Annotated in this window: 15 protein-coding genes; 8 read left to right on the forward strand and 7 right to left on the reverse strand. The window is 65.7% G+C overall.

Annotation, left to right across the window (positions count from 1 at the left end):
* Positions 1 to 10: 10 nt before the first annotated feature.
* The 4 genes from ACT3UE_RS05635 to ACT3UE_RS05650 form a co-directional block, all read right to left on the reverse strand.
* Positions 11 to 1,024 (reverse strand): LLM class flavin-dependent oxidoreductase, encoded by a 1,014-nt coding sequence (locus ACT3UE_RS05635; RefSeq protein WP_443411456.1) that lies wholly within the window; start codon positions 1,022 to 1,024, stop codon positions 11 to 13.
* A 73-nt stretch (positions 1,025 to 1,097) separates the two neighbouring features.
* Positions 1,098 to 3,128: an ABC transporter ATP-binding protein gene (locus tag ACT3UE_RS05640; protein WP_443411457.1), complete on the reverse strand. Its 2,031-nt coding sequence runs from the start codon at positions 3,126 to 3,128 to the stop codon at positions 1,098 to 1,100.
* Positions 3,125 to 4,858 carry an ABC transporter ATP-binding protein gene (locus tag ACT3UE_RS05645; RefSeq protein WP_444566367.1) on the reverse strand — a complete coding sequence of 578 codons (1,734 nt, stop codon included), beginning with the start codon at positions 4,856 to 4,858 and terminating at the stop codon, positions 3,125 to 3,127. The genes ACT3UE_RS05640 and ACT3UE_RS05645 overlap by 4 nt, the downstream gene beginning before the upstream one ends.
* Positions 4,859 to 4,860: 2 nt before the next feature.
* Positions 4,861 to 5,487 carry a TetR/AcrR family transcriptional regulator gene (locus ACT3UE_RS05650; protein ID WP_444566368.1) on the reverse strand — a complete coding sequence of 209 codons (627 nt, stop codon included), beginning with the start codon at positions 5,485 to 5,487 and terminating at the stop codon, positions 4,861 to 4,863.
* Between the two features lie 104 nt (positions 5,488 to 5,591).
* Between ACT3UE_RS05650 and ACT3UE_RS05655 the strand changes: the two genes are divergently transcribed.
* Positions 5,592 to 6,614, forward strand: coding sequence for an LLM class flavin-dependent oxidoreductase (locus ACT3UE_RS05655; RefSeq protein WP_443383174.1), 1,023 nt, complete (start codon positions 5,592 to 5,594; stop codon positions 6,612 to 6,614).
* Positions 6,615 to 6,655: 41 nt separating this feature from the next.
* Here ACT3UE_RS05655 and ACT3UE_RS05660 read toward each other — a convergent pair whose 3' ends face one another.
* A complete protein-coding gene (locus tag ACT3UE_RS05660) occupies positions 6,656 to 8,212 on the reverse strand; it encodes a sulfatase-like hydrolase/transferase (protein WP_444566369.1) in 1,557 nt (518 codons plus the stop codon).
* 203 nt (positions 8,213 to 8,415) lie between these two features.
* Positions 8,416 to 8,643 (reverse strand): hypothetical protein, encoded by a 228-nt coding sequence (locus ACT3UE_RS05665; RefSeq protein WP_444554083.1) that lies wholly within the window; start codon positions 8,641 to 8,643, stop codon positions 8,416 to 8,418.
* Positions 8,644 to 8,809: 166 nt separating this feature from the next.
* On the opposite strand from ACT3UE_RS05665, the gene ACT3UE_RS05670 reads away from it, so the two are divergent.
* The 6 genes from ACT3UE_RS05670 (at position 8,810) to ACT3UE_RS05695 (ending at position 18,594) form a co-directional block, all read left to right on the forward strand.
* Positions 8,810 to 10,705 (forward strand): FAD-binding monooxygenase, encoded by a 1,896-nt coding sequence (locus tag ACT3UE_RS05670; RefSeq protein WP_444566370.1) that lies wholly within the window; start codon positions 8,810 to 8,812, stop codon positions 10,703 to 10,705.
* A 98-nt stretch (positions 10,706 to 10,803) separates the two neighbouring features.
* A complete protein-coding gene (locus ACT3UE_RS05675; RefSeq protein ID WP_444566371.1) occupies positions 10,804 to 11,778 on the forward strand; it encodes a hypothetical protein in 975 nt (324 codons plus the stop codon).
* 94 nt (positions 11,779 to 11,872) lie between these two features.
* Positions 11,873 to 13,315, forward strand: coding sequence for a DUF3375 domain-containing protein (locus ACT3UE_RS05680; protein ID WP_443383160.1), 1,443 nt, complete (start codon positions 11,873 to 11,875; stop codon positions 13,313 to 13,315).
* Positions 13,312 to 13,956, forward strand: coding sequence for a DUF4194 domain-containing protein (locus tag ACT3UE_RS05685; RefSeq protein WP_444554086.1), 645 nt, complete (start codon positions 13,312 to 13,314; stop codon positions 13,954 to 13,956). Before ACT3UE_RS05680 ends, ACT3UE_RS05685 begins: the two co-directional genes overlap by 4 nt.
* A complete protein-coding gene (locus tag ACT3UE_RS05690; RefSeq protein WP_444554087.1) occupies positions 13,953 to 17,345 on the forward strand; it encodes an ATP-binding protein in 3,393 nt (1,130 codons plus the stop codon). Before ACT3UE_RS05685 ends, ACT3UE_RS05690 begins: the two co-directional genes overlap by 4 nt.
* A gap of 25 nt (positions 17,346 to 17,370) precedes the next feature.
* Positions 17,371 to 18,594 (forward strand): Wadjet anti-phage system protein JetD domain-containing protein, encoded by a 1,224-nt coding sequence (locus ACT3UE_RS05695; RefSeq protein ID WP_444566372.1) that lies wholly within the window; start codon positions 17,371 to 17,373, stop codon positions 18,592 to 18,594.
* 408 nt (positions 18,595 to 19,002) lie between these two features.
* On the opposite strand, the gene ACT3UE_RS05700 is transcribed toward ACT3UE_RS05695, so the two are convergent.
* Entirely contained in the window at positions 19,003 to 19,395 is a 393-nt protein-coding gene (locus ACT3UE_RS05700) for a VOC family protein (RefSeq protein WP_443383149.1), read from the reverse strand.
* Positions 19,396 to 19,591: 196 nt separating this feature from the next.
* On the opposite strand from ACT3UE_RS05700, the gene ACT3UE_RS05705 reads away from it, so the two are divergent.
* Complete coding sequence (locus ACT3UE_RS05705; RefSeq protein ID WP_444566373.1) at positions 19,592 to 19,969, forward strand: hypothetical protein; 378 nt, start codon at positions 19,592 to 19,594, stop codon at positions 19,967 to 19,969.
* Positions 19,970 to 19,973: the final 4 nt, after the last annotated feature.

Genomic DNA, 19,973 nt, shown 5'->3' on the forward strand with positions numbered 1-19,973 from the left:
CCCACCGTGCCTACGGCCGGGGTGTCAGTTCGAAGACCTCGGCGAGCAGGGCGTGGGACTTCATTTGCGCCTGGTGATCGGTCATCATGTTCATCGCCATGAGTTCGTCGATCTGCCCGGCCTCGGCCAACTGCATCAGCTGGTCCCTCACCTGTTGCGGGTTCCCGACGATGAAGCGTCCTTCCGATCCGGCCCGGGCCTGTTCCTCGCCGGCGGTGTAGCGGTGGTTCGCGGCCTCTTCCACCGTCGGCGGGGCGTGGTGGATCTGTCCGGTCCCCCACCGGGCCCACTGCAGTTCGGCCGGTCCGGCCAGATACCGGGCCTCCTCCGCGGTCTCGGCACAGACGACGATGGTCGACAGCATCGAATACGGCGCCTCACGATACGCCGAGGGCTGGAAGGCCTCCCGGTAGGCGCGCAGTACGGGGATCGCCATTGCCGGGTTGATCTGTCCGGCGAAGGCGAAGCCCATGCCCAGTTGCGAGGCGATCCGCATGCCCCCGTCGCTGGAACCGAGCATGAACAGCTCGGGGCGCAGGGAGGCCTCCGGGGACGGGGTGATGTCCCGGTACGGGTGGTCCTCGGGGAAGTCCCGGTCGAAGAACGCGAGCACCTCGAGCAGCAGGTTCATCAGCCCCTGGCCGGTCAACGGCTCCTGGTTGTTCCGCAGGGCGGCATTGGTGATCGCGCTGGTCCCCGAGGCCCGCCCCATCCCCAGGTCGATGCGGCCGGGATGCAACGCCTCGAGGATCGAGAAGTTCTCCACCACGCGCAGCGGACTGTGGTTGGGCAGCATCACCCCTCCGGAGCCGACCCGGATGTTCTTCGTCAGCGCGGCGGCATGGGCGATGAGCAGATCGGGGGAGGTGCTCATCTGGTGTTTGCTGCTGTGGTGCTCGGTGAACCACAGCCGGGTGAATCCGAGCCGGTCGGCCTGCTGGGCGGCCTCGGTCGCATGCTGTAGGGCCTGTTCGGCCGATTCGCCGTTGTACAGGCCAACGCCTTCAAGGATGGAGAGTTTCATGGGTGGTCCTTCCAGCCGGGAACCTGCCGTCCCCGGATCTTCGTCAAACATGGTGCCTGGGTTCTTCCCCGGCCTAGGGGGCGGCCGGCGGGGTGGTGTCTGCGGGGTCCTCCAGCGTCTCATCGTCCATGGGGGCGTCGAATTCAGCGTTGGTCAGCCGCCAGTAGGCGCCGCGGGCGGCCAGCAGTTCGTGGTGGTTGCCCTGTTCGACGATGGCCCCGTCCTTTATGACCAGGATCAGGTCCGCATCACGGATGGTGGAGAGCCGGTGGGCGATCACGAATGCCGTGCGGTCCTCCCGTAGCTTGAGCATGGCCCGCTGGATGAGCAGTTCGGTGCGGGTATCGACCGAGGAGGTCGCCTCGTCGAGGATGAGCAACCGCGGGTCGGCCAGGAACGCCCGGGCGATGGTCACCAGCTGGCGTTCGCCCACGCTGAGGTTGGTGGCCTCGTCGTCGAGTACCGTCTCGTATCCGTCCGGCAGCGCGTGGACGAAGCGGTCCACATAGGCTGCCGAGGCCGCCTGGGCCATTTCCACCTCGGTGGCTCCGGGACGGCCATAGAGGATGTTCTCGCGGATGGTCCCGGCGAACAGCCAGGTATCCTGCAGCACCATCCCGGTCCTGGCCCGTAGGTCCTGCCGGGTCATCGACCGGGTCTCCACGGCGTCGGATCCGTCCTCGGCGCAGCCCAGGCTGATCGCCCCGGAGTCGATGTCGTAGAACCGCATGATGAGGTTGACCAGGGTGGTCTTGCCCGCACCGGTGGGTCCGACGATCGCCACCGTGCTGCCTGGGCTGGCGGTGAGGTTCAGCCCCTCGATGAGCGGGGTGTCGGCGTCATAGCGGAAGGACACGTCCGTGAACTCCAGGTGGCTGGCGTGCTCGGGCACCGTCTCGGCGGGATCGGCTTCTCGGCTCTGCTCCTCCGCGTCGAGCAGCTCGAACACCCGCTCGGCGCTGGCCACCCCCGATTGGAGCAGGTTCGCCATCGAGCCGAGTTGGCTCAGCGGTTGGGTGAACTGCCGGGCATATTGGGTGAAGGCCTGCACGTCACCGATGGACAGCTGGCCGGAGGCGACCCGCAGGCCGCCGACGACGGCGATTCCGACATAGACGAGGTTCCCGATGAAGGTCATGCTGGGCATGATGATCCCGGAGACGAACTGGGCGCCGAAGCTGGCTCGGTAGACCTTGGCGTTCTCTTCCCGGAAGGCCTGCTCGACCTCCTGCTGGTGGCCGAAGACCTTGACGATCGCGTGCCCGGAGTAGGTTTCCTCGACCCGGGCGTTCAGGATCCCGGTCTGTTTCCATTGTTCGGCGAACATCCGCTGCGACCTTCTGGCCACCAGCACGGTGATCAGGATGGTCAGCGGGATCGTCACCAGGGCGATGAAGGCCAGGGTCGGCGAAATCAGGAACATCATCAGCAGCACGCCGATCACCGTCAGCAGGGAGGTGATGACCTGCGAAAGGGTCTGCTGCAGCGATTGGCCGATATTATCGACGTCGTTCGTGACCCGAGAGAGTAGTTCACCGCGCTGGACGCGATCGAAGTAGCGCAGCGGCAGCCGGTGGAGCTTGTCTTCGACTTGGACCCGCAGCCGGTGGGCCGCCCGCTGGACGACGACGTTGAGGATGCGGGCTTGTACCAGCCGGAAGGCGCTGCCGAAAAGGTAAACCGCCAGGACCACCGCCAGGATCATGCCCAGCTGGGTGAAGTCGATCCCTGCTCCGGGGACGAAGTCCATCGACCGGAGCATGTCGGCCTGCGTGGTCTGTCCGTTGGCCACGAGTTGGTTCACGACGTCGGCCTTGCTGGTGCCTGCGGGGAAGCGCAGGGAAATGAACCCGGCGAAGACGACATTGGTGCCCTCGCCCAACAGTTTGGGGCCGATGACTGTCAGCCCGACGCTGATGACCCCGAGGATGATGACCCACACGATCCTGGACATGTCCTGCCGCAGGGTGCCCAGCAGTCGTTTCGCCGAGGGAAAGAAGTTCAGCGCCTTCGCTGTGGGGGCCCCGCCGCCGGCCGGTACCCGCCCCATGGGTCCGCGCCGGGGTGCCGGTGCCGGCTGGGCCGCCGCCTGGTGCCCGCTCATGATGCCGCCTCCACGCTCTGCTGGGATTCGACGATCTCGCGGTAGGTTTCGCAGCTGTCCAGCAGCTGCTCGTGCGGCCCTGTCCCGACGACCTCGCCGTGGTCGAGCACGATGATCTGGTCGGCGTCGCGGATGGTACTGACCCGTTGGGCGACCACGATGCGGGTCGCCTCAGGCAGGTCGGCGTCCAGCGCCCGGCGCAGTGCGGCGTCGGTGGCCACATCCAGGGCTGAGAAGGAGTCGTCGAAGATGTAGATCTCGGGGCGTTTAACCAGGGCCCGGGCGATCGCCAGACGCTGGCGTTGCCCGCCGGAGACGTTCGTGCCTCCCTGCGCGATCTCCGTGTCCAAGCCCAGCGGTTTGGCTTCGACGAAGTCGCGGGCCTGGGCGATCCCCAGGGCCTGCCAGAGCTCCTCGTCGGTGGCCTGCCGGTTGCCGTAGCGCAGGTTCGAGGCGATGGTCCCAGAAAATAGGAAGGCCCGTTGCGGGATCAGCCCGATCCGTTCCCACAGCTCATCCGGGTCGAGGTTGCGCACATCGGCGTCGTCCACGGACACGGTGCCGCCGGTGACGTCGAAGAGCCGGGGCACCAGGCCGATGAGGGTGGATTTGCCGGCACCGGTGGAGCCGATGATCGCCGTCGTCGTTCCCGGGGCCACGGTGAAGGAGATGTCCTTCAGCACCGGTTGGTCGGCGCCCGGGTAGGTGAACTCCACCTTTTCGAAGGCGACCGCCCCGGTGCGCCGACCGGGGCTGACCGGTTCGGCGGGGGCGAGCACCGAGGTGTCGGTGTCCAGTACGTCCCCGATGCGCTGGGCGGAGACGGCGGCGCGCGGGATCATCACGAACATGAGCGCGGCCATCATCACGCCCATGAGGATCTGCATCATGTATTGGAGGAAGGCGAACAGCGTGCCGATCTGGGCGTTGCCGTCCTGGACCTCGGAGGCACCGAACCAGATGACTGCGACGCTGGAGACGTTCATGACCAGCATGATCGCCGGCATCATCAGGGCCATCAGGTTACCGGCGCGGATGCCGACCTCGGCCACGCCTTCGCTGGCGGTCCCGAAGCGGGCGCGCTCCTCCTTCTCGCGGACGAAGGCGCGGATGACTCGGATGCCGGTGAGTTGTTCGCGCATGATCTGGTTCAGCCGGTCGATGCGCTTCTGCATCAGTTGGAAGGCCGGAACCATGCGCACGACGACCAGGCCCACGATCGCCAGCAGCACCGGGATGCTCACCACCATCAGCCAGGACAATCCGACGTCCTGCCGCACGGCCATGATCACCCCGCCGATGGCGAGCATGGGGGCGGAGACCATCAGCGTGGAGGTCATCTGCACCATCCGCTGGACCTGCTGCACGTCATTGGTGTTGCGGGTGATCAACGACGGGGCCCCGAACTTTCCGACCTCGCGTTGGGAGAAGCCCACGACCCGATGGAAGAGTCCGTCGCGCAGATCCCGGCCCATCCCCATCGCGAGTTTGGAGCCGAAATACACGGCGACGATGGCGCAGGCGACCTGGACCAGGGTGACCGCGAGCATCAGGGCGCCGGTGGACCAGATGTAGCCGATGTCGCCGGTGACCACGCCCTGGTCGATGATGTCGGCGTTCATGGTCGGCAGCAGCAGCGAGGCGAAGGATTGTGCCAGTTGGAACACCAGCACCCCGAGCAGCAGCGGCCAGGCGGGTTTGATGTAGCGAACCATGAGTTTCCAGAGCATGGTCAATCCTTTCTGCCATGGCCGGCCGCGACGTCGTCGTCCGCGGCCTGTCCGATGAGTCCGTGCAGTGCGAAGTCCACCAGTTCATCGTCGCTGAGCGGGACTCCCCCACCCATGCGCGGTGCCGAGGCGGCGATGACGAGCAGGCGGATCAGGGCGCCGAGCTTCTGCGCAGGGATGTTCAGGCGCGCGGCGTCGGTGGCGAAGGCCGCGGCGGCGGTCTGTTCGAAATGACCTTCGCGGCGGTGCTTCATGTATTCGTGGGCTTCCCCGGGATCCAGCAGGGAGATCATCGTGAAGACGCCTTGGGCTCTGGCCCGGGCGGTGCGGATCAGCACCCGCAGCTTCTGGGCCACGTCCAAGTCCGGATCCTCCAGTTCCGGGCCCAGCCCCTGGTGGGTCTGGTCGAAGAAGGCATCGACGACCCCTCGGACCAGTGCCGCCTTGTCGCCGAAGACCCGGAAGATGGTCCCCTCGGCGATGCCGAGGTGGTCGGCCAGCTGGCGGGAGGTCACCGAGGCTCCGTGTTCGAGGTAGAGAGGGATCGCCGAGGTGGCGATCATCGTCCGCCGTTCCTCCGCCGACATGGGCCGGGCACGGGCCGGCTTGGGCCCCTTGCTTTCATCCACCCCTCCAGTGTAATGAGTGAGCGCTCACTCCGCAATGTCCCGGGTAGCCCCCGCACCCGGCTTCCCGAAGGAATAGGAAGCACCGTTCACGGGTTGACGCCCCCGTGAAGAACATCGGATTCCTGTCCTTCGGTCATTGGACCGACCACCCCCAGTCCGCCACGCGCAGCGCCGCCGATGCCCTGCTACAGGGCATCGATCTCGCGGTCGCCGCGGAGGAGCTCGGTGCCGACGGCGCCTACTTCCGGGTCCACCACTATGCCCAGCAATACGCGTCCCCGTTCCCGCTGCTCGCCGCCATCGGCGCACGGACCAGCAGGATCGAGATCGGCACCGGGGTGATCGACATGCGCTATGAGAACCCCCTCTACATGGCCGAGGATGCCGGGGCCGCCGACCTGATCTCCCAAGGACGCCTGCAACTGGGCATCAGCAGGGGGTCCCCCGAACAGGTCATCGACGGTTGGCGACATTTCGGCTTCTCCCCCGCCGAGGGCGAATCCGATGCCGAGATGGGCCGCCGGCATACCGAGCGCCTGCTTGAGGTGCTCACCGGGGAGGGCTTCGCGGAACCAAGCCCGCACCCGATGTTCCCCAATCCTGGCGGGTTGCTCCGGGTGGAACCGCATTCTCCCGGCCTGCGTGAGCGCATCTGGTGGGGATCCGGCTCGAATGCCACTGCCGTCTGGGCCGGGACGCTGGGCATGAACCTGCAAAGCTCCACGCTCAAGGACGATGAATCGGGCAAGCCGTTCCACGTCCAACAGGCGGAGCAGATCGAACTGTACCGGCAGGCCTGGAGGGAGGCCGGGCACCAGCGGGAGCCCCGCGTATCGGTCAGCCGCAGCATCTTCGCGCTGACGGATGAACGGGATTGGCAGTACTTCGGCCGCGACCGCTACAGCTCGGACCAGGTGGGCAACATCGATGAGAAGACCCGGGCCATCTTCGGTCGCTCCTATGCCGGGTCCCCCGAGGAACTCATCGAGCAGCTGGGCCGGGACGAGGCGGTCGCCGCGGCGGACACCGTGCTAATGACGGTCCCCAACCAGTTGGGCGTCGACTACAACGCGCATGTCATCGAGTCGATCCTGGAGCATGTGGCCCCGCCCCTGGGCTGGCGGTAGAGGCAGCACCGCCCGGGCCGGCCTCGGCCCGGGCCAGGGTGCTACTGCTGCGGGATGTCCGCTCCGGCCCAGGCCTTGGCGAAGAACCGTGCGGACCGTGATTTCAGCAGGTCGGCGTAGTCGTCCGGCTCCACCTGCGCCGAATCCTCCGGCACATCGCTGGTGAACGCCGAGACGCCCAGCCCGGCTTCGTGGTTCTTCACCTTCAGGCCGGCGGCCTCCAGGAGCGTGGGGTACAAGTTCAGCTGGTCCACGCGGGGGCGCATCTCACTCTTCTTGTCCTCGCCCGGAATCCAGAACCGGTTGAAGATGGTGCGGTTGGGGTGGTCGTCGAGTTCCTCGTGGAAGGCATCTCCACCGCCCATGTGCTTGAGGTGGTCGCCCATGATCACCACGGCGGTGTCATCGAGGTACCCCTTGTCCTCCATGTAGTCCACGAATCCTGCCACTTGGGTCATGGAGCAGAAGAACATCGAGGTGACTTCGCTTTCCGTGTCCTGATCGCAGTAGTCGTAGATATGAGCCGGCTCGTGGGTGTCGAGAGTCAGCATGGAGAGGTTGAACGGCTGGCCGGACTTCTTCGACTCGGCATGGAGTTCGTCGATCTCGTCCTCGGCGTGGCTCATGAGGCTCTTGTCGCTCAGGCCCCAGTCGCTGCGGAAGTGGCTGGCCGGTTCACCGGCGGCCCGCCAGTCGGTCAGGCCCTTGACGTCGGAGTAGCCGTGGCCTTCCAGGAAGGTGTCCTTGGCGGAGAACTTGCCGTTGGCGCCACCGAGGAAGACGTTCTTATATCCGTGGTCGTCCAGGATGTCACCCAGGCAGGTGATTCCCCCCAGATAGGACTCCACGTCGCTGCCGAGCTTGTTGAGGGCACCGCTGCCGACCGCGGAGTCCATGCCCTTCAGCGGGATGCCGCACTGCGTCGAGGTGATGCCGGACATGGTCCAGCCTCCGCCCTCGTACTGCTGGAAGTCCTCCACGCTCTGCCAGCCATCCTTGGCCTGGGTGACGTCCTGAAGGGGCTCGAAGGCATTCTTCTCGAAGAGCTGGTCGTCGGCCAGGGTGGCTTCCCCGGATTCGAGGTAGATCACCACCAGGTTGCGCTGGTCCTTATCACTGGTGATGGTCGGTTCGACGTAGTAGTCGTCGATGTCGTACTGGGAGTTGCCGGACTTGATGTAGTCCGCCATGCCGACGGTCGAAGAGAAGGCGGTGGTCCCGCCCACGACCAGTCCGGCCACGGCGACGGTGGAGACGGTCCGGACGAACCACGGCGAGCGCCGCGGACGTCGCTCGGAGGGGTTGCGGAAACGTTTGCGCAACCAAGAGTAATGCCATACCGCGATCCCGACCGTAATGAGTAGAGGCAGGACAACGACCAACAGGATGCCGATCCACACCAACGATCCGCCTCCACCATCGGTTTCCACGGAGACGAGATTCAGGAGCATCTGCCCCACGGAGATCTTGCCGAAGAAGATGCGGATGCCAATAGCGGCGAAGAGTAATGAGAGTCCGGCAAAGATCAGCGCATAGATCAGGATCCGCCCGGTAATGACACCGACCCGTCGGGTCGCATGGAGAATCGGAGAAGACATAGCTGCACACCTCGCATTCCAGATGCCCGCGCGTTCGCCGATCACCCTAGACATCCAACCCGTTTTCGGGCAAAAAGTAGCCTAGTGATGCTAGGCCATCCGTTCAATGGTACTTCACCTGCCGTCCACCCGTCATTGACCACACCACGGACGGCGGTGCCTGGCACCGCCGGAAGCTCTCCGAGCGACGAGGCGGGGTGCCCTCAGCCGCTTGGCTTCCGTGCCGTGGTGACCCGCTCGAGGATGAATCCGACGACGGCGATCACCGCGCCGATCAGGGCGACCGGGATCGAGACCAGCATGCCGATTCCTGCCCCGATGTTGGCGCCGGTGTCCGGCGGCGTGAAGACGGAAGCCGCCACGAAGATCACCACCGTCAATCCCACACCCACGGCCAGGACGATGAGTCCGGCCTTCGTTACGCTGCTCATGCGCGAAGCATGGCACAACCTCCCGACGAACAATAGTGGACCAACACTTGTTGCCCACGTCATACTCCCCGTATAGTGTCCAACAGATTACGTGTTCAACTATCGAATATGAAGTTCAAATATAGAACACGCTACCCTGATCAGCACAACGAAGTGAGGACATCCCGTGCAGTTCCACCACCACGGCTACGTTTCCGGCGATCCGCGCATCGAGCCCGCCGCAGGCGTCGGCATCGACCGCCCCGAGGAGCTGCCCGAGCAGGTCGATGTACTCATCGTCGGCTCCGGCCCCGCCGGCATGCTCGCCGCAGCCCAACTCGCCGAATTCCCCAACATCAACACCCGGATCATCGAACGCCGCGGCGGTCGCCTGGAGATCGGCCAGGCCGACGGCATCCAGGCCCGCAGCGTCGAGACCTTCCAGGCCTTCGGATTCGCCGACCGGATCACCTCCGAGGCCTACCAGATCACCGAGATGGCCTTCTGGCGCCCGGACACCGAGAACCCCACCCACATCAGCCGTGGCGGCCGCGCCGTGGACGACGCCACCGGCGTCAGCGAGTTCCCGCACCTGATCGTCAACCAGGCCCGGGTGCTGGACTACTTCGCCGACGTCGCCGCCCACTCCCCCTCCCGGCTGACCCCCGACTTCGGCTGGGAGTTCGAGGGCCTGGACGTCACCGGAGAAGGCGATCACCCGGTGAAGGTCTCCCTGGTGCGCAGCGCCGGGGAGGACGAAGGGACGAAGAAGACGGTCCACGCCAAATACGTCATCGGCTGCGACGGCGCCCGCTCCAAGGTCCGCTCGGCGATCGGCTGCACCATGGCCGGGGACAAGGCCAACCACGCCTGGGGCGTCATGGACGTGCTGGCCAAGACCGACTTCCCCGACATCCGCACCAAATGCGCCATCCAGTCGCACGACGGCGGATCGATTCTGTTGATCCCGCGCGAGGGCGGGCACCTCTTCCGCATGTACGTCGACCTGGGCGTGGTCCCCGAGGACGACCACGGCAAGGTCCGCACCACCTCCATCGAGGAGGTCATCTCCCGCGCGAACGACATCCTGCACCCCTACACGGTCGACGTCCGCCACGTCGCCTGGAACAGTGTGTACGAGGTCGGCCACCGGCTGACCGACCGGTTCGACGACGTGGCTCCCGACCGGATCGGGATCGACGCCCCGCGCGTGTTCATCACCGGCGACGCCTGCCACACCCACTCGGCCAAGGCCGGGCAGGGCATGAACGTCTCAATGCAGGACGGTTTCAACATCGCCTGGAAGCTCGCCCACGTGCTGGAGGGCCGCAGCCCCGAATCGCTGCTCTCCACCTACTCGGCCGAACGCCAGGTCGTGGCCAAGAACCTCATCGACTTCGATAAGGAATGGTCCACCATGATGGCCAAGAAGCCCGAGGAGTTCGACACCCCCTCGGAGCTCGAGGACTTCTACGTCGCCACCGCCGAGTTCCCGGCCGGCTTCATGACCGAATACGCCCCCTCGGTGGTCACCGGAGAGACCACGCACCAGGATCTGGCCACCGGCTACCCCGTGGGCAAGCGGTTCAAGTCGGCCATGGCCTCACGGGTCTGCGACACCAACCCGCTCCACCTGGGCCACCAGGCCACCGCCGACGGCCGCTGGCGGATCTACGTCTTCGCCGATGAAGCCACCGCCGGCGCCGACTCCCCCACCACGGAACTGGCCGAATGGCTGACCGTCGCCCCCGGCTCCCCGCTGGCCGCCACCCCCGAGGGGATGGACCTCGACGCTTGGTTCGACGTGCGGGTCATCTACCAGCAGCGCCACGAGGACATCGACATCAACGCCGTCCCCAAGGTCTTCAAGCCCGAGGTCGGGCCGTTCAAGCTCGACTACCTGGAGAAGGTCTTCGGCGTCGTGCCCGGCGAGGACATCTTCGACGAACGGGGCATCTCCCGGAAGGGCGCCATCGTCGTCGTCCGCCCGGACCAGTACGTGTCCCACGTGCTGCCGCTGACCGCCACGGACGAGCTCGCCGCGTTCTTCGCCCCCCTGCTGGCGGTCGAGGCCATGAAGTAGACACAGCCCACCACTGCAGCAGAACACCGCACGACGCCGGAGCCTTGGGTTCCGGCGTGGTGTCGCGTTCGGAAGACCGGCGACCCAAAGTGTCGGGCGTGCCCACTACCTTCGAAAAGGACCGGCAACCAAGGGGGAATCTCGTGCTCAGTCTCGATACGGCGCATTGGCAGGACATCGTCGGACAACTGCTCGACCGCACGCGCACCCGGGCGGTGATCTGGTCCCCCATCTCCGCGGACGACGACGAGGCAGAGTGGACATGGGGCTTCAGTTGCCGTTTCACAGCCGGCCGGACACGCTTCTCCCTGCGCAATAATGCTGCCGAGTCCGCCTTCGAGTCGTGTGTGCGCCGGCTGGAGCCGGGCGGGCATGAATTCTCCAATACGCTGCGCGTCAACGCCGAGGGTGCCAAGGGGAGGACCCCGCTCAAGGAGCTGCACGAGGCGGTGGCGGATGAGGTTGCCTTCGCGCGACGTCTCAGTGCCGTGGAAAACGCGTCCATCACCTTCCGGCAGCTGGTGGATGCCATCCAGGGAATCGAGCCCGGCGAGGACTACCTTTCGGCCCGGGAGTTCGAGGATCTTGACTACCACGGGCATTTCGACTTCGACTCCGAGCAATGGCATGCCGTGGTCGATGCCCTCTACGACCGAACCCTCGACGGCAGCCTCGTCTGGGACCCGGTGGGAACGCCGCAACGCCGCACGGGCCAATACGTCGCCCTCCTGCCCGCCGAAATCTCGATCGGCCTCATCATCGACGAGGCCAATGAGTACGACGAACGTGGGCCTGACGGGCGGTTCTACCAGCTGCGCCTGCTGGACACCTCGCTCGCCGATGAGATCGAGGAGCTGGGAGACCTCAAGAAGAACGATGCCATTCATGCCTGCGAGGACGCCGATATGAAGGACGAACAGCTGGCCCATTGCACCGCAACGCTCGATGCCCTGCACGACCTGTTGTGCCACGACCTGGTCATTCAGGAGAACGCCTTCCGGGCCATCGCCTTGGAGGAGACGTTCCGCAGTATCATGGCCTCGATCGAAGCCGGTTCGGACCAAGCGTCCTGAACCGTCCCGCACGGGGTATACGGGCCCCGCCAACGGCTCCGGCCCGTACCATGGACCCTAGCCACCAAGAACAGTACCGGCCGGCAAGGAAAAGATGGATTTCTACGCAATCAGCTCCCTGCGTGACCACCACGCCGGGTGGTCCCTGCTGCGCGCCCAGAACGCACCGCTGGCTCTGTCCTTCTTCATGCAGGCATTCACCGGACCGAACCAGCGCAATATCGGTCGCCAGCAACTCATCGACCTGCTCGAGGACCTCCTGTTCGTGCTGCGCGAGGCGGCGGAGGAGGACGCCTTCCCCAAGCCAGCCGCCGAATACCTCGACGATTGGGCTGCCCCAGAACGGTCCTGGCTCCGCAAGTACTACGTCCCCGACCAGGACGAACCCCGCTATGACCTGACCGCCGCAGCCGAGGATGTGATCCGCTGGGTGGAGGGCCTGCGCGGCCGGGATTTCGTGGCCACTCAGTCACGGCTGACCAGCATCTTCGCGGTCCTGCAGCAACTGGTCCAGGAATCGGAAACCGACCCGGAGGTCCGCCTGGACGAATTGCAACGCCAGCGCGACGGGATCGACGCGCAGATGCAGCGCATCCGCGACGGGCATCTGCGCGTCATGAGCGCCCCAGAGGCTCGAGACCACTTCCAGCAGCTGACCACACTCGCCCAGGACCTGCTCTCGGACTTCCGCGAGGTCGAGCAGAACTTCCGCGCCCTGGACCGGGCGGTCCGGGAACAGATCACCACCTGGGAGGGTAGCCAGGGCGATCTGCTGGCCAGCATCTTCGCCAACCAGCAGGACATCAGCAGTTCCCTCCAGGGTCGAACCTTCCAGGGGTTCTGGGACTATCTGATGTCCCCGCAACGGCGTAGCGAACTGCAGGACCTGCTGCACCGGGCCACCCGCATCGAAGCGCTGGCGCAGGAACCGAATCTGCAGGCTCTGGCCCACCTCCACCAGGACTGGCTTCCAGCAGTCGAGCAGACGCAGAACACCGTCCGCCAACTGTCCCAGCAGATGCGTCGGCTACTCGATGACAAGGTGTTCCTGGAGAATAAGCGCGTCATGCAACTGATCCGCGGCGTCGAATCCGGTGCCCTGGCCACCCGGGACCGGCCTCCGTCGGGTCCGTTCGTGGACATCGCCGCACCCGCCGTCCACGTGGCGCTGCCCTTCGAACGCCCCCTCTACGAATCTAGTCGCAAGGTGCTGGTGGACGACGACGTGGTCACCGCCGACGACACCGATCTCGACGCCGAAGCCCTCTTCACTCAGTTCCACGTCGATCCGGGGCGGCTCAACGCGAATATCGACGCCGTGCTGGCCGGACTCCCGCAGGCAACGCTGGCCGAGGTCACCGGCGCCTATCCACTGACACAGGGATTGGCCGAGATCGTGGCGTACTACCAGTTGGCCACCGACTCTCCCTGGGCCTCCATTGACGCGCAATCCACCCAAAAGCTCTCCTGGACGTTGCCCGATGGCAGCATCCGCGAGGCGGACATCGACCAGATCATCTTCGTGAGGCCGACATGAGCACCGAAACAACCGAAACGGGCACCGGAGCGGCCAGGACGCCGGAGGAACTACCCGGCGTCGTCACCCGGCTGTTCAAGGGGGTGCTCTATGCCGAGGTGGACCCGAAGAACTGGCAGTCCCTCCTGGGTCTGGAATCCCAGGTCCGCGACTACGTGGCCGTGCTCGGACTGGATCTGATCCTGGACGAGCCGGAAGGGTATGCGTTCCTGCGCTCACGAGATGATCCGGAGAACCAGCTCCCGCGGCTGATCCCCCGCCGCCAGCTGACCTTCAACGTCAGCCTGCTACTGGCGCTGCTGCGCGGACGCATGCTCGAGTTCGACACCAACAGCAGCGAACTGCGGCTGATCATGACCGAACAGGACCTCGCGGACATGGTCTCGGTGTTCCTGCCCCCATCCAGCAACGAAGCCCGCGTCCTGGACCGTCTCGGCGCAGACATCAAGAAGGTGGTCGATCTCGGATTCCTGCGCAAACTGCGTGGCCAGCCGGGCACCTACGAGGTGATGCGCATACTCAAGGCCTTCGTCGACGCCCAATGGCTGGAGGAGTTCGATGCGCGACTGGCCGACTACCGTTCCTCCCTGGCACGGGACGGCTCCGCGGCCACGCCCTCGACCACGGAGGGGGGCGCATGAGCACCGACCTGCAGGACAGTCTCTTCAGCCTGGATGAGGAACCCGACGAGGGCGACACGGCACCGGGTTTCCGGCTACGCCGTCTGGAACTGCTCAATTGGGGCACCTTCCACGAAGGGGTCCGGACCTTTCGACTCGACGGCTCCAACAGCCTGCTCACCGGCGACATCGGCTCCGGGAAGTCCACGGTGGTCGATGCCATCACCACCCTGCTGCTGCCAGCGCACCGGATCGACTACAACAAGGCCGCCGGAGCGCAGAAAAAGGAACGCACCCTGATGTCCTACGTCCGGGGCTTCCACAAGAGCGCGCGTGGTGCCGGTGGGGAACATTCCCGGCCGGTGGCGCTGCGCCGGCCCGGGACCTTGTCGGTGGTGCTCGGCGTCTTCCACAACGACCAGCTCGACAAGACGGTCACGTTGGCCATCACCCTGTGGGCCACCCAGGAGGCCGGCCAGCCCAATCGTTTCTACTCACTCGCCGAGACCGGTCAGTCCATCGCCGAGGATTTCTCCCACTTCGGGCAGGATCCGGCGAAACTGAAGAAGAAGCTGCGCGCGGCCGGTACGGTCGTCCACGATACCTTCGACCCGTATTGCAGCGCCTTCAAACGCCAGTTCGGAATCGGCGGCAACCAGGCCATGGACCTGTTCCACCGCACCGTATCCATGAAGCAGGTCGAGAACATCACCTCCTTCGTGCGGACCAATATGCTCGAGGACGACGATGCCGGCACCCGGGTGGCCAACCTCATCCACCACTTCGACAACCTGAAGAAGGCGCACGAAGCAGTGTTGCGCGCCAAAGACCAGATCACCCTGCTGACGCCGATCCGCGACGGCGCCGCCCAGCATGCCCGGCTGAACCACGAGGACGAACAATCCCGGGCCCAGCGCGACGCGCTGCATCCATGGTTCACCGACCGGCAGCTGGCTTTAGGTCGTGAGCACCACGCGGAGCTGGAGGCCACCGGAACCCGACTGCACGAAGACGCCCGGACGCTGGGCGTGGACATCACGCGTCGGCGCCACGAACTCTCCACCGTTCGCGAGGACATCCGCACCAACGGAGGAGGCCGGCTGGCAGCCATCGATGCCGAGGTGTCGACCCTGGAGGAGGAACGGGGACGCCAACGCGCCCGATTCGATTCCTACGCGGACGCCGCCACCGCGCTGGGGCTGCAGGTTCCTCAGGACCGCGTGCTCTTCGACCGCAACCGCTCCCGTTTGGAAGAGGTGGAGGCCGGGCTCCAGTCCCGCTCCGAGGAACTGCAGGAGCGACGAACCACCGCGCGGATCGAACGCGCGGAGCTCGACCAGCGGCTGGCCGATCTCGGGGCGGAACTTACTAGTCTGGGGTCCCGACCCAACCTGTTGCCGCGACCACAGCTCGAACTGCGCAGCCGCCTCTGCGAGGGAACGGGCGTCCCTGAATCCGCGCTCCCCTATGCCGGGGAACTGCTGCAGGTCCGTGACGGCGAAGGCTCTTGGGAGGGGGCTGCGGAACGCACCCTGCACGGTTTCGCCCTGTCGATGCTGGTGCCCGCCGCCCACTATGCGGCAGTGAGCGCCTGGGTCGACGGGAACAACCTGCGCGGCCGGCTGGTCTACCGCCGGATTGCCGACACCCGGCAGGCCAAGGCCGCGGAACCGGGAACCCTGGCCGCGAAGATCGCTGTGAAACAAGGAACCCCGTTCCGGGATTTCCTGCTCGACGAGCTGGCCAGCCGGTTCGACTACTACTGTTGTGACAGCCTCGAGGAATTCCGCCGCTACCCCCGGGCCCTGACGATGAACGGCCAGCTCAAGGGTGGGCGCGGGCGGCATGAGAAGGACGATCGCCGGGACATCACCGACCGCCGCAACTTCGTGCTCGGGTGGGACAACCAGGCCAAGATCGCCCGCTTCCTGGCCGAGCGGGAGGACCTGCAGAGCCGACTGGCGGCCACCCAGCGGGAACTGGCTGCGGTGGACGAACCGTTGGGCACCCTGGCCCGGCAGCATCAGCAGCTGGGAACCGTCCGGTCGATCGCCGACTTCACCGAAATCGGCTGGCAACTCACCGTTCGCCGGGTGGAGGGGTTGCGCCGGGAACGGGCGGGTCTCGAGGCGAGCAACGACGTGTTGGCCCAGTTGACCGCCCGCGAGAGCGAACTCGCGGACGAGGTGACGCGGTTGGAGGGGAAGGACCGCAAGCTCAGTGAGCGCCTCGGCGCCAACGAGCACGCCACGAGGTCGATCGCCGAGACGATCGCCGACTGCCAAGAAACCCTCGCCGAGACCCCGCTGACCGACGATGAGAGGGTGCTCGCCGCTGTCAGGCAACTGACCACCCAGGCCCTGGACGGTAAGGAGCTGACCTATAAGAACACCAGTAGCGTCGAGAGCACGGTCAGGAACCGCCTCACCGACGCCATCGACGCCCTGTTCAAGCGGCTGACCCGCGCGTCGGAGAACACCGTGCGGCAGATGTCCGACTTCCGCAACAGATACCCGAACGAAACCACGGAAATGGACGCCACCCTGGAGGCAGCCGATGACTACACCCGGCTGCTGGACGAGCTGGTGGACAACGGTCTGCCCCGTTTCGAAGCGCACTTCAAGGAGTCGCTGAACCAGAACACCATCCACGAGGTCGTTGCGTTCAACGCCTTTCTGGACAGCCGCGTTCAGGACATCCGCAGTCGTATCCGGGAAATCAACCGTTCCCTGGCGGGCATCGAGTACAATCCCGGCCGACATATCCAGTTGGAACCGCAGAGCAGCACCGACCTGGAGGTGCGCCAGTTCGGACTCGATCTGCGGGCATGCTCGGAGGGCAGCCTCGGCGACACCGATCAGTATTCCGAGCAGAAATATCTGCAGGTCGAGCGTCTCATCGAGCGGTTCCGCGGCCGCGAGGGCTACACGGCACTGGACGAGCGGTGGACCACAAAGGTCACGGATGTGCGGAACTGGTTCACCTTCTCCGCCTCGGAAAAATGGACCGAAACCGGCGAGGAGTACGAGCACTTCACCGATTCCGGCGGCAAATCCGGCGGACAGAAGGAGAAACTGGCTTACACCATCCTTGCCGCGGCGCTGGCGTTCCAGTTCGGCCTCGGTGCGGGATCGCCGACCGGGCGCGGCGGTGCCGGTCGCAGCTTCCGTTTCGTGGTCATCGACGAGGCCTTCGGCCGCGGCTCCGACGAGTCCGCCCGCTACGGGCTGGAACTCTTCCAACGGATGAAGCTGCAGTTGCTCATCGTCACGCCGCTGCAGAAGATCCATGTCATCGAACCCTTCGTATCCCACGTCGGATTCGTGGCCAATCCCCACGGCGATGACTCACAACTACGCAATATGACCATCCAGGAATATCGAGACGAACGTGAACGACGTGCCCTCTGAGTCTCCCGCCAATCGCTGGACGGGCGTGGCGGAACTGCGGGCGCTTTCCCGGACCACCTGGAATCGTGGCTCCTTGCTCCGCGAGCTGATCGATCCGACGCAGACCTATCCCCGCCGTCGTCCGCTGAAGAAACCCACGGCCGCCCAGCTACGCACCGATTTCGGGGCGGCGAAGGCGTGGGCCGGGGAACTATTCGCAGCCTCCGGGGACTTCACGATGGAAACCGTGGACCTCGGGCGCACCACGATCGGCAGCAACGCGGTACCGTCCGCCGTGGTGTTCGCCTCGGCCCGCGAGGAAATCGCCTTCGTCGGGAAAGGCCGGGAGGCGCAGCGCTTTGTTTCACTGACCGAGCGGCTCGTGGGCGTGGAGCCGCTGTTGAAGACCTGGGCGCTCAAACGACCGCTGGAACTGCTCGATTGCGGGCAACGGGCCATCACCGCGGCACGGGTGGCCCTTTGGCTGCAGGAGAACCCCAGTCCGGGCATCTACCTCCGGCAATTGAGCCTGCCCGGCGTGGACACCAAGTTCGTGGAGGGCCATCGGCGCATCATCGAGGCGATGGCAACGATCCTGGCGACCGGGGCTGCAGCCAGCGGTGAGGCTCCTGCCGCCGACGCATCCCGGGAGACCGACTCCCCCGCTGCTGCGGAGCCTGCGTCCTTGCTGGTCACGCCCAGCTCCCCCGCCGCGCGCTTCGCCCAACGACACGGATTCCTGCATCCGCCCGAACGCGTACGGTTCCGCATGCTGGATCCTGCCATCCCGGTCCTGGGCGGCGCGCGGGACCTGACCATCACGGCGGAGGCCTTCGCGAGTCTCGAGCTGCCAGTGGAACGCGTGGTGGTGACGGAGAACCTCGTGAACTTCCTGGCGCTGCCGGAGCGCCCGCGCACTCTGGCACTTTTCGGAGGCGGCTACGGATTCTCCATGCTGCGCGATGCCCGCTGGCTCCACGGATGCCAGGTGCACTATTGGGGTGACCTGGATACGCACGGTTTCGTGATCCTGGACCAGTTGCGTTCGTTGCATCCCGGGGTGGCCAGCGTCCTCATGGACGAGGCAACGTTGCTGGGCCACCGTGAGATCTGGGGTATCGAGCCGACCCCGTCGCGCGCCACGCTGACCCGGCTAACGGATCCCGAAGCTTCCGTTTACCAGGCGTTGCGCGACGATGAACACGGCCCTGCCGTCCGCCTGGAACAGGAGCTGATCCGATGGCAGTGGGTGCTTGACCGCTTACCCTGACCCGGTGTCGTCGACGGCGTCGTGCTGCTCTTGTGCCCGGCAAAGTCATGGACCACCCCGGTCACCGCGCGTAGCGTGGGTGGCAGGCCACCCGTGGCAGCCCGACCACCGTGGGCGGCCGTGGCCCGAGGAGAGACGGCCGCATGGCGAATAAACCAGCACGATCGCTTCTCCTCCCACTCTCCATCCTCGCGATACTTCTCGCCTGCGGATTCACCGTGGTCGACGGGAACGTGAGTTGGTCCTGGGACCCGGCTCCGTGGGTGGCCGGCCTCTTGGTTGTTGCGGGCCTGCCCCTAGGTGGCTGGCATGTCGTCCAGCGCTCCCGGCACTCCCCTCGCCCCAGTTCTTAGCCTGCCAACAGACCTTCCTCGCCTCCAGGTGCTGCCCGGGAGGATGGGGCTTTTCTTACAGACCTCGCTGATCACGCCGGATCGGGTGGTCCTGTGGAATCTGGACCAGTACGATCCGCGTTCCATCAGGGTCCTCGACCCAGGCCTCGATGAGTCCCCACGGCTCCTGACGGGCTTCCCGCACCGCCGTGACTCCGCGGGCAGCGATCATTTCCAGCTCGGCAACGACGTCGCGCACCTGTAGCCACAGGACCAACGACGACGGGGTGCCAGGTTCCCTCGTACCGGAGACCTCCAGCAATCCGTTGCCCAGAAAGAATACGATGCCCGTCTGCTCTCCGGTGCCGAACTCCCGGGAGACCCCCAGATCGAGGACGTCACGGTAGAACGCCTGGGTTTGCTGCAGATTCACCGGGCGCAGGAGCACGCGGCTCGAAAGGATATCCATGTCCCGAGTCTGCCGTGATCAGGCCCCCGGATGCTAGAGGTTGCAGGAACCCATCGGCCTCCCGCTGGCCGGCACGTGCACCAAAACCGGATGGGGAGTTCTCCCCATGGACGGCGGGCCTGCGAATCTGAGAGGCTCGTGGCGGCCAAGGGGGCCAATCCTGACCACACAGCTACCACTTTTCCGGGGGAAAGCCATGGCCTACAAGATCGATCCTGCGCAATTGCACGCGATCCTCCTCGACGTTGCCGCCGATGGGGAATCACTGCGTTCCGCAGCAAAAGACACCAAATCGGCGGGCGACGACGCAAGCGGCAACTTCGGGAATGCCACCACCGTCTCCGCGGCGTTCGGCCGTTTCTGGAGCCCCCGTGATGACATCGGCCAGCGGGTGGCCAGCCTGGTGTTCCGCAAGACCACCTCCGTTTCCGACGCCGCCCTCGCCGTGATCGACGCCGATGGGGACATGTCCACCGAAGCATCAACGGCCTTGGACCGCGTACCCGTCGCCTATCAGACACCGCCGATCTTCGACGTCGGCAAGCCCGAGTCCCCGTTCACCTTCTCGAGGTAGGGCC

The organism is Arthrobacter sp. 179 (assembly GCF_052379645.1).
Lineage (GTDB): Bacteria > Actinomycetota > Actinomycetes > Actinomycetales > Micrococcaceae > Arthrobacter_H.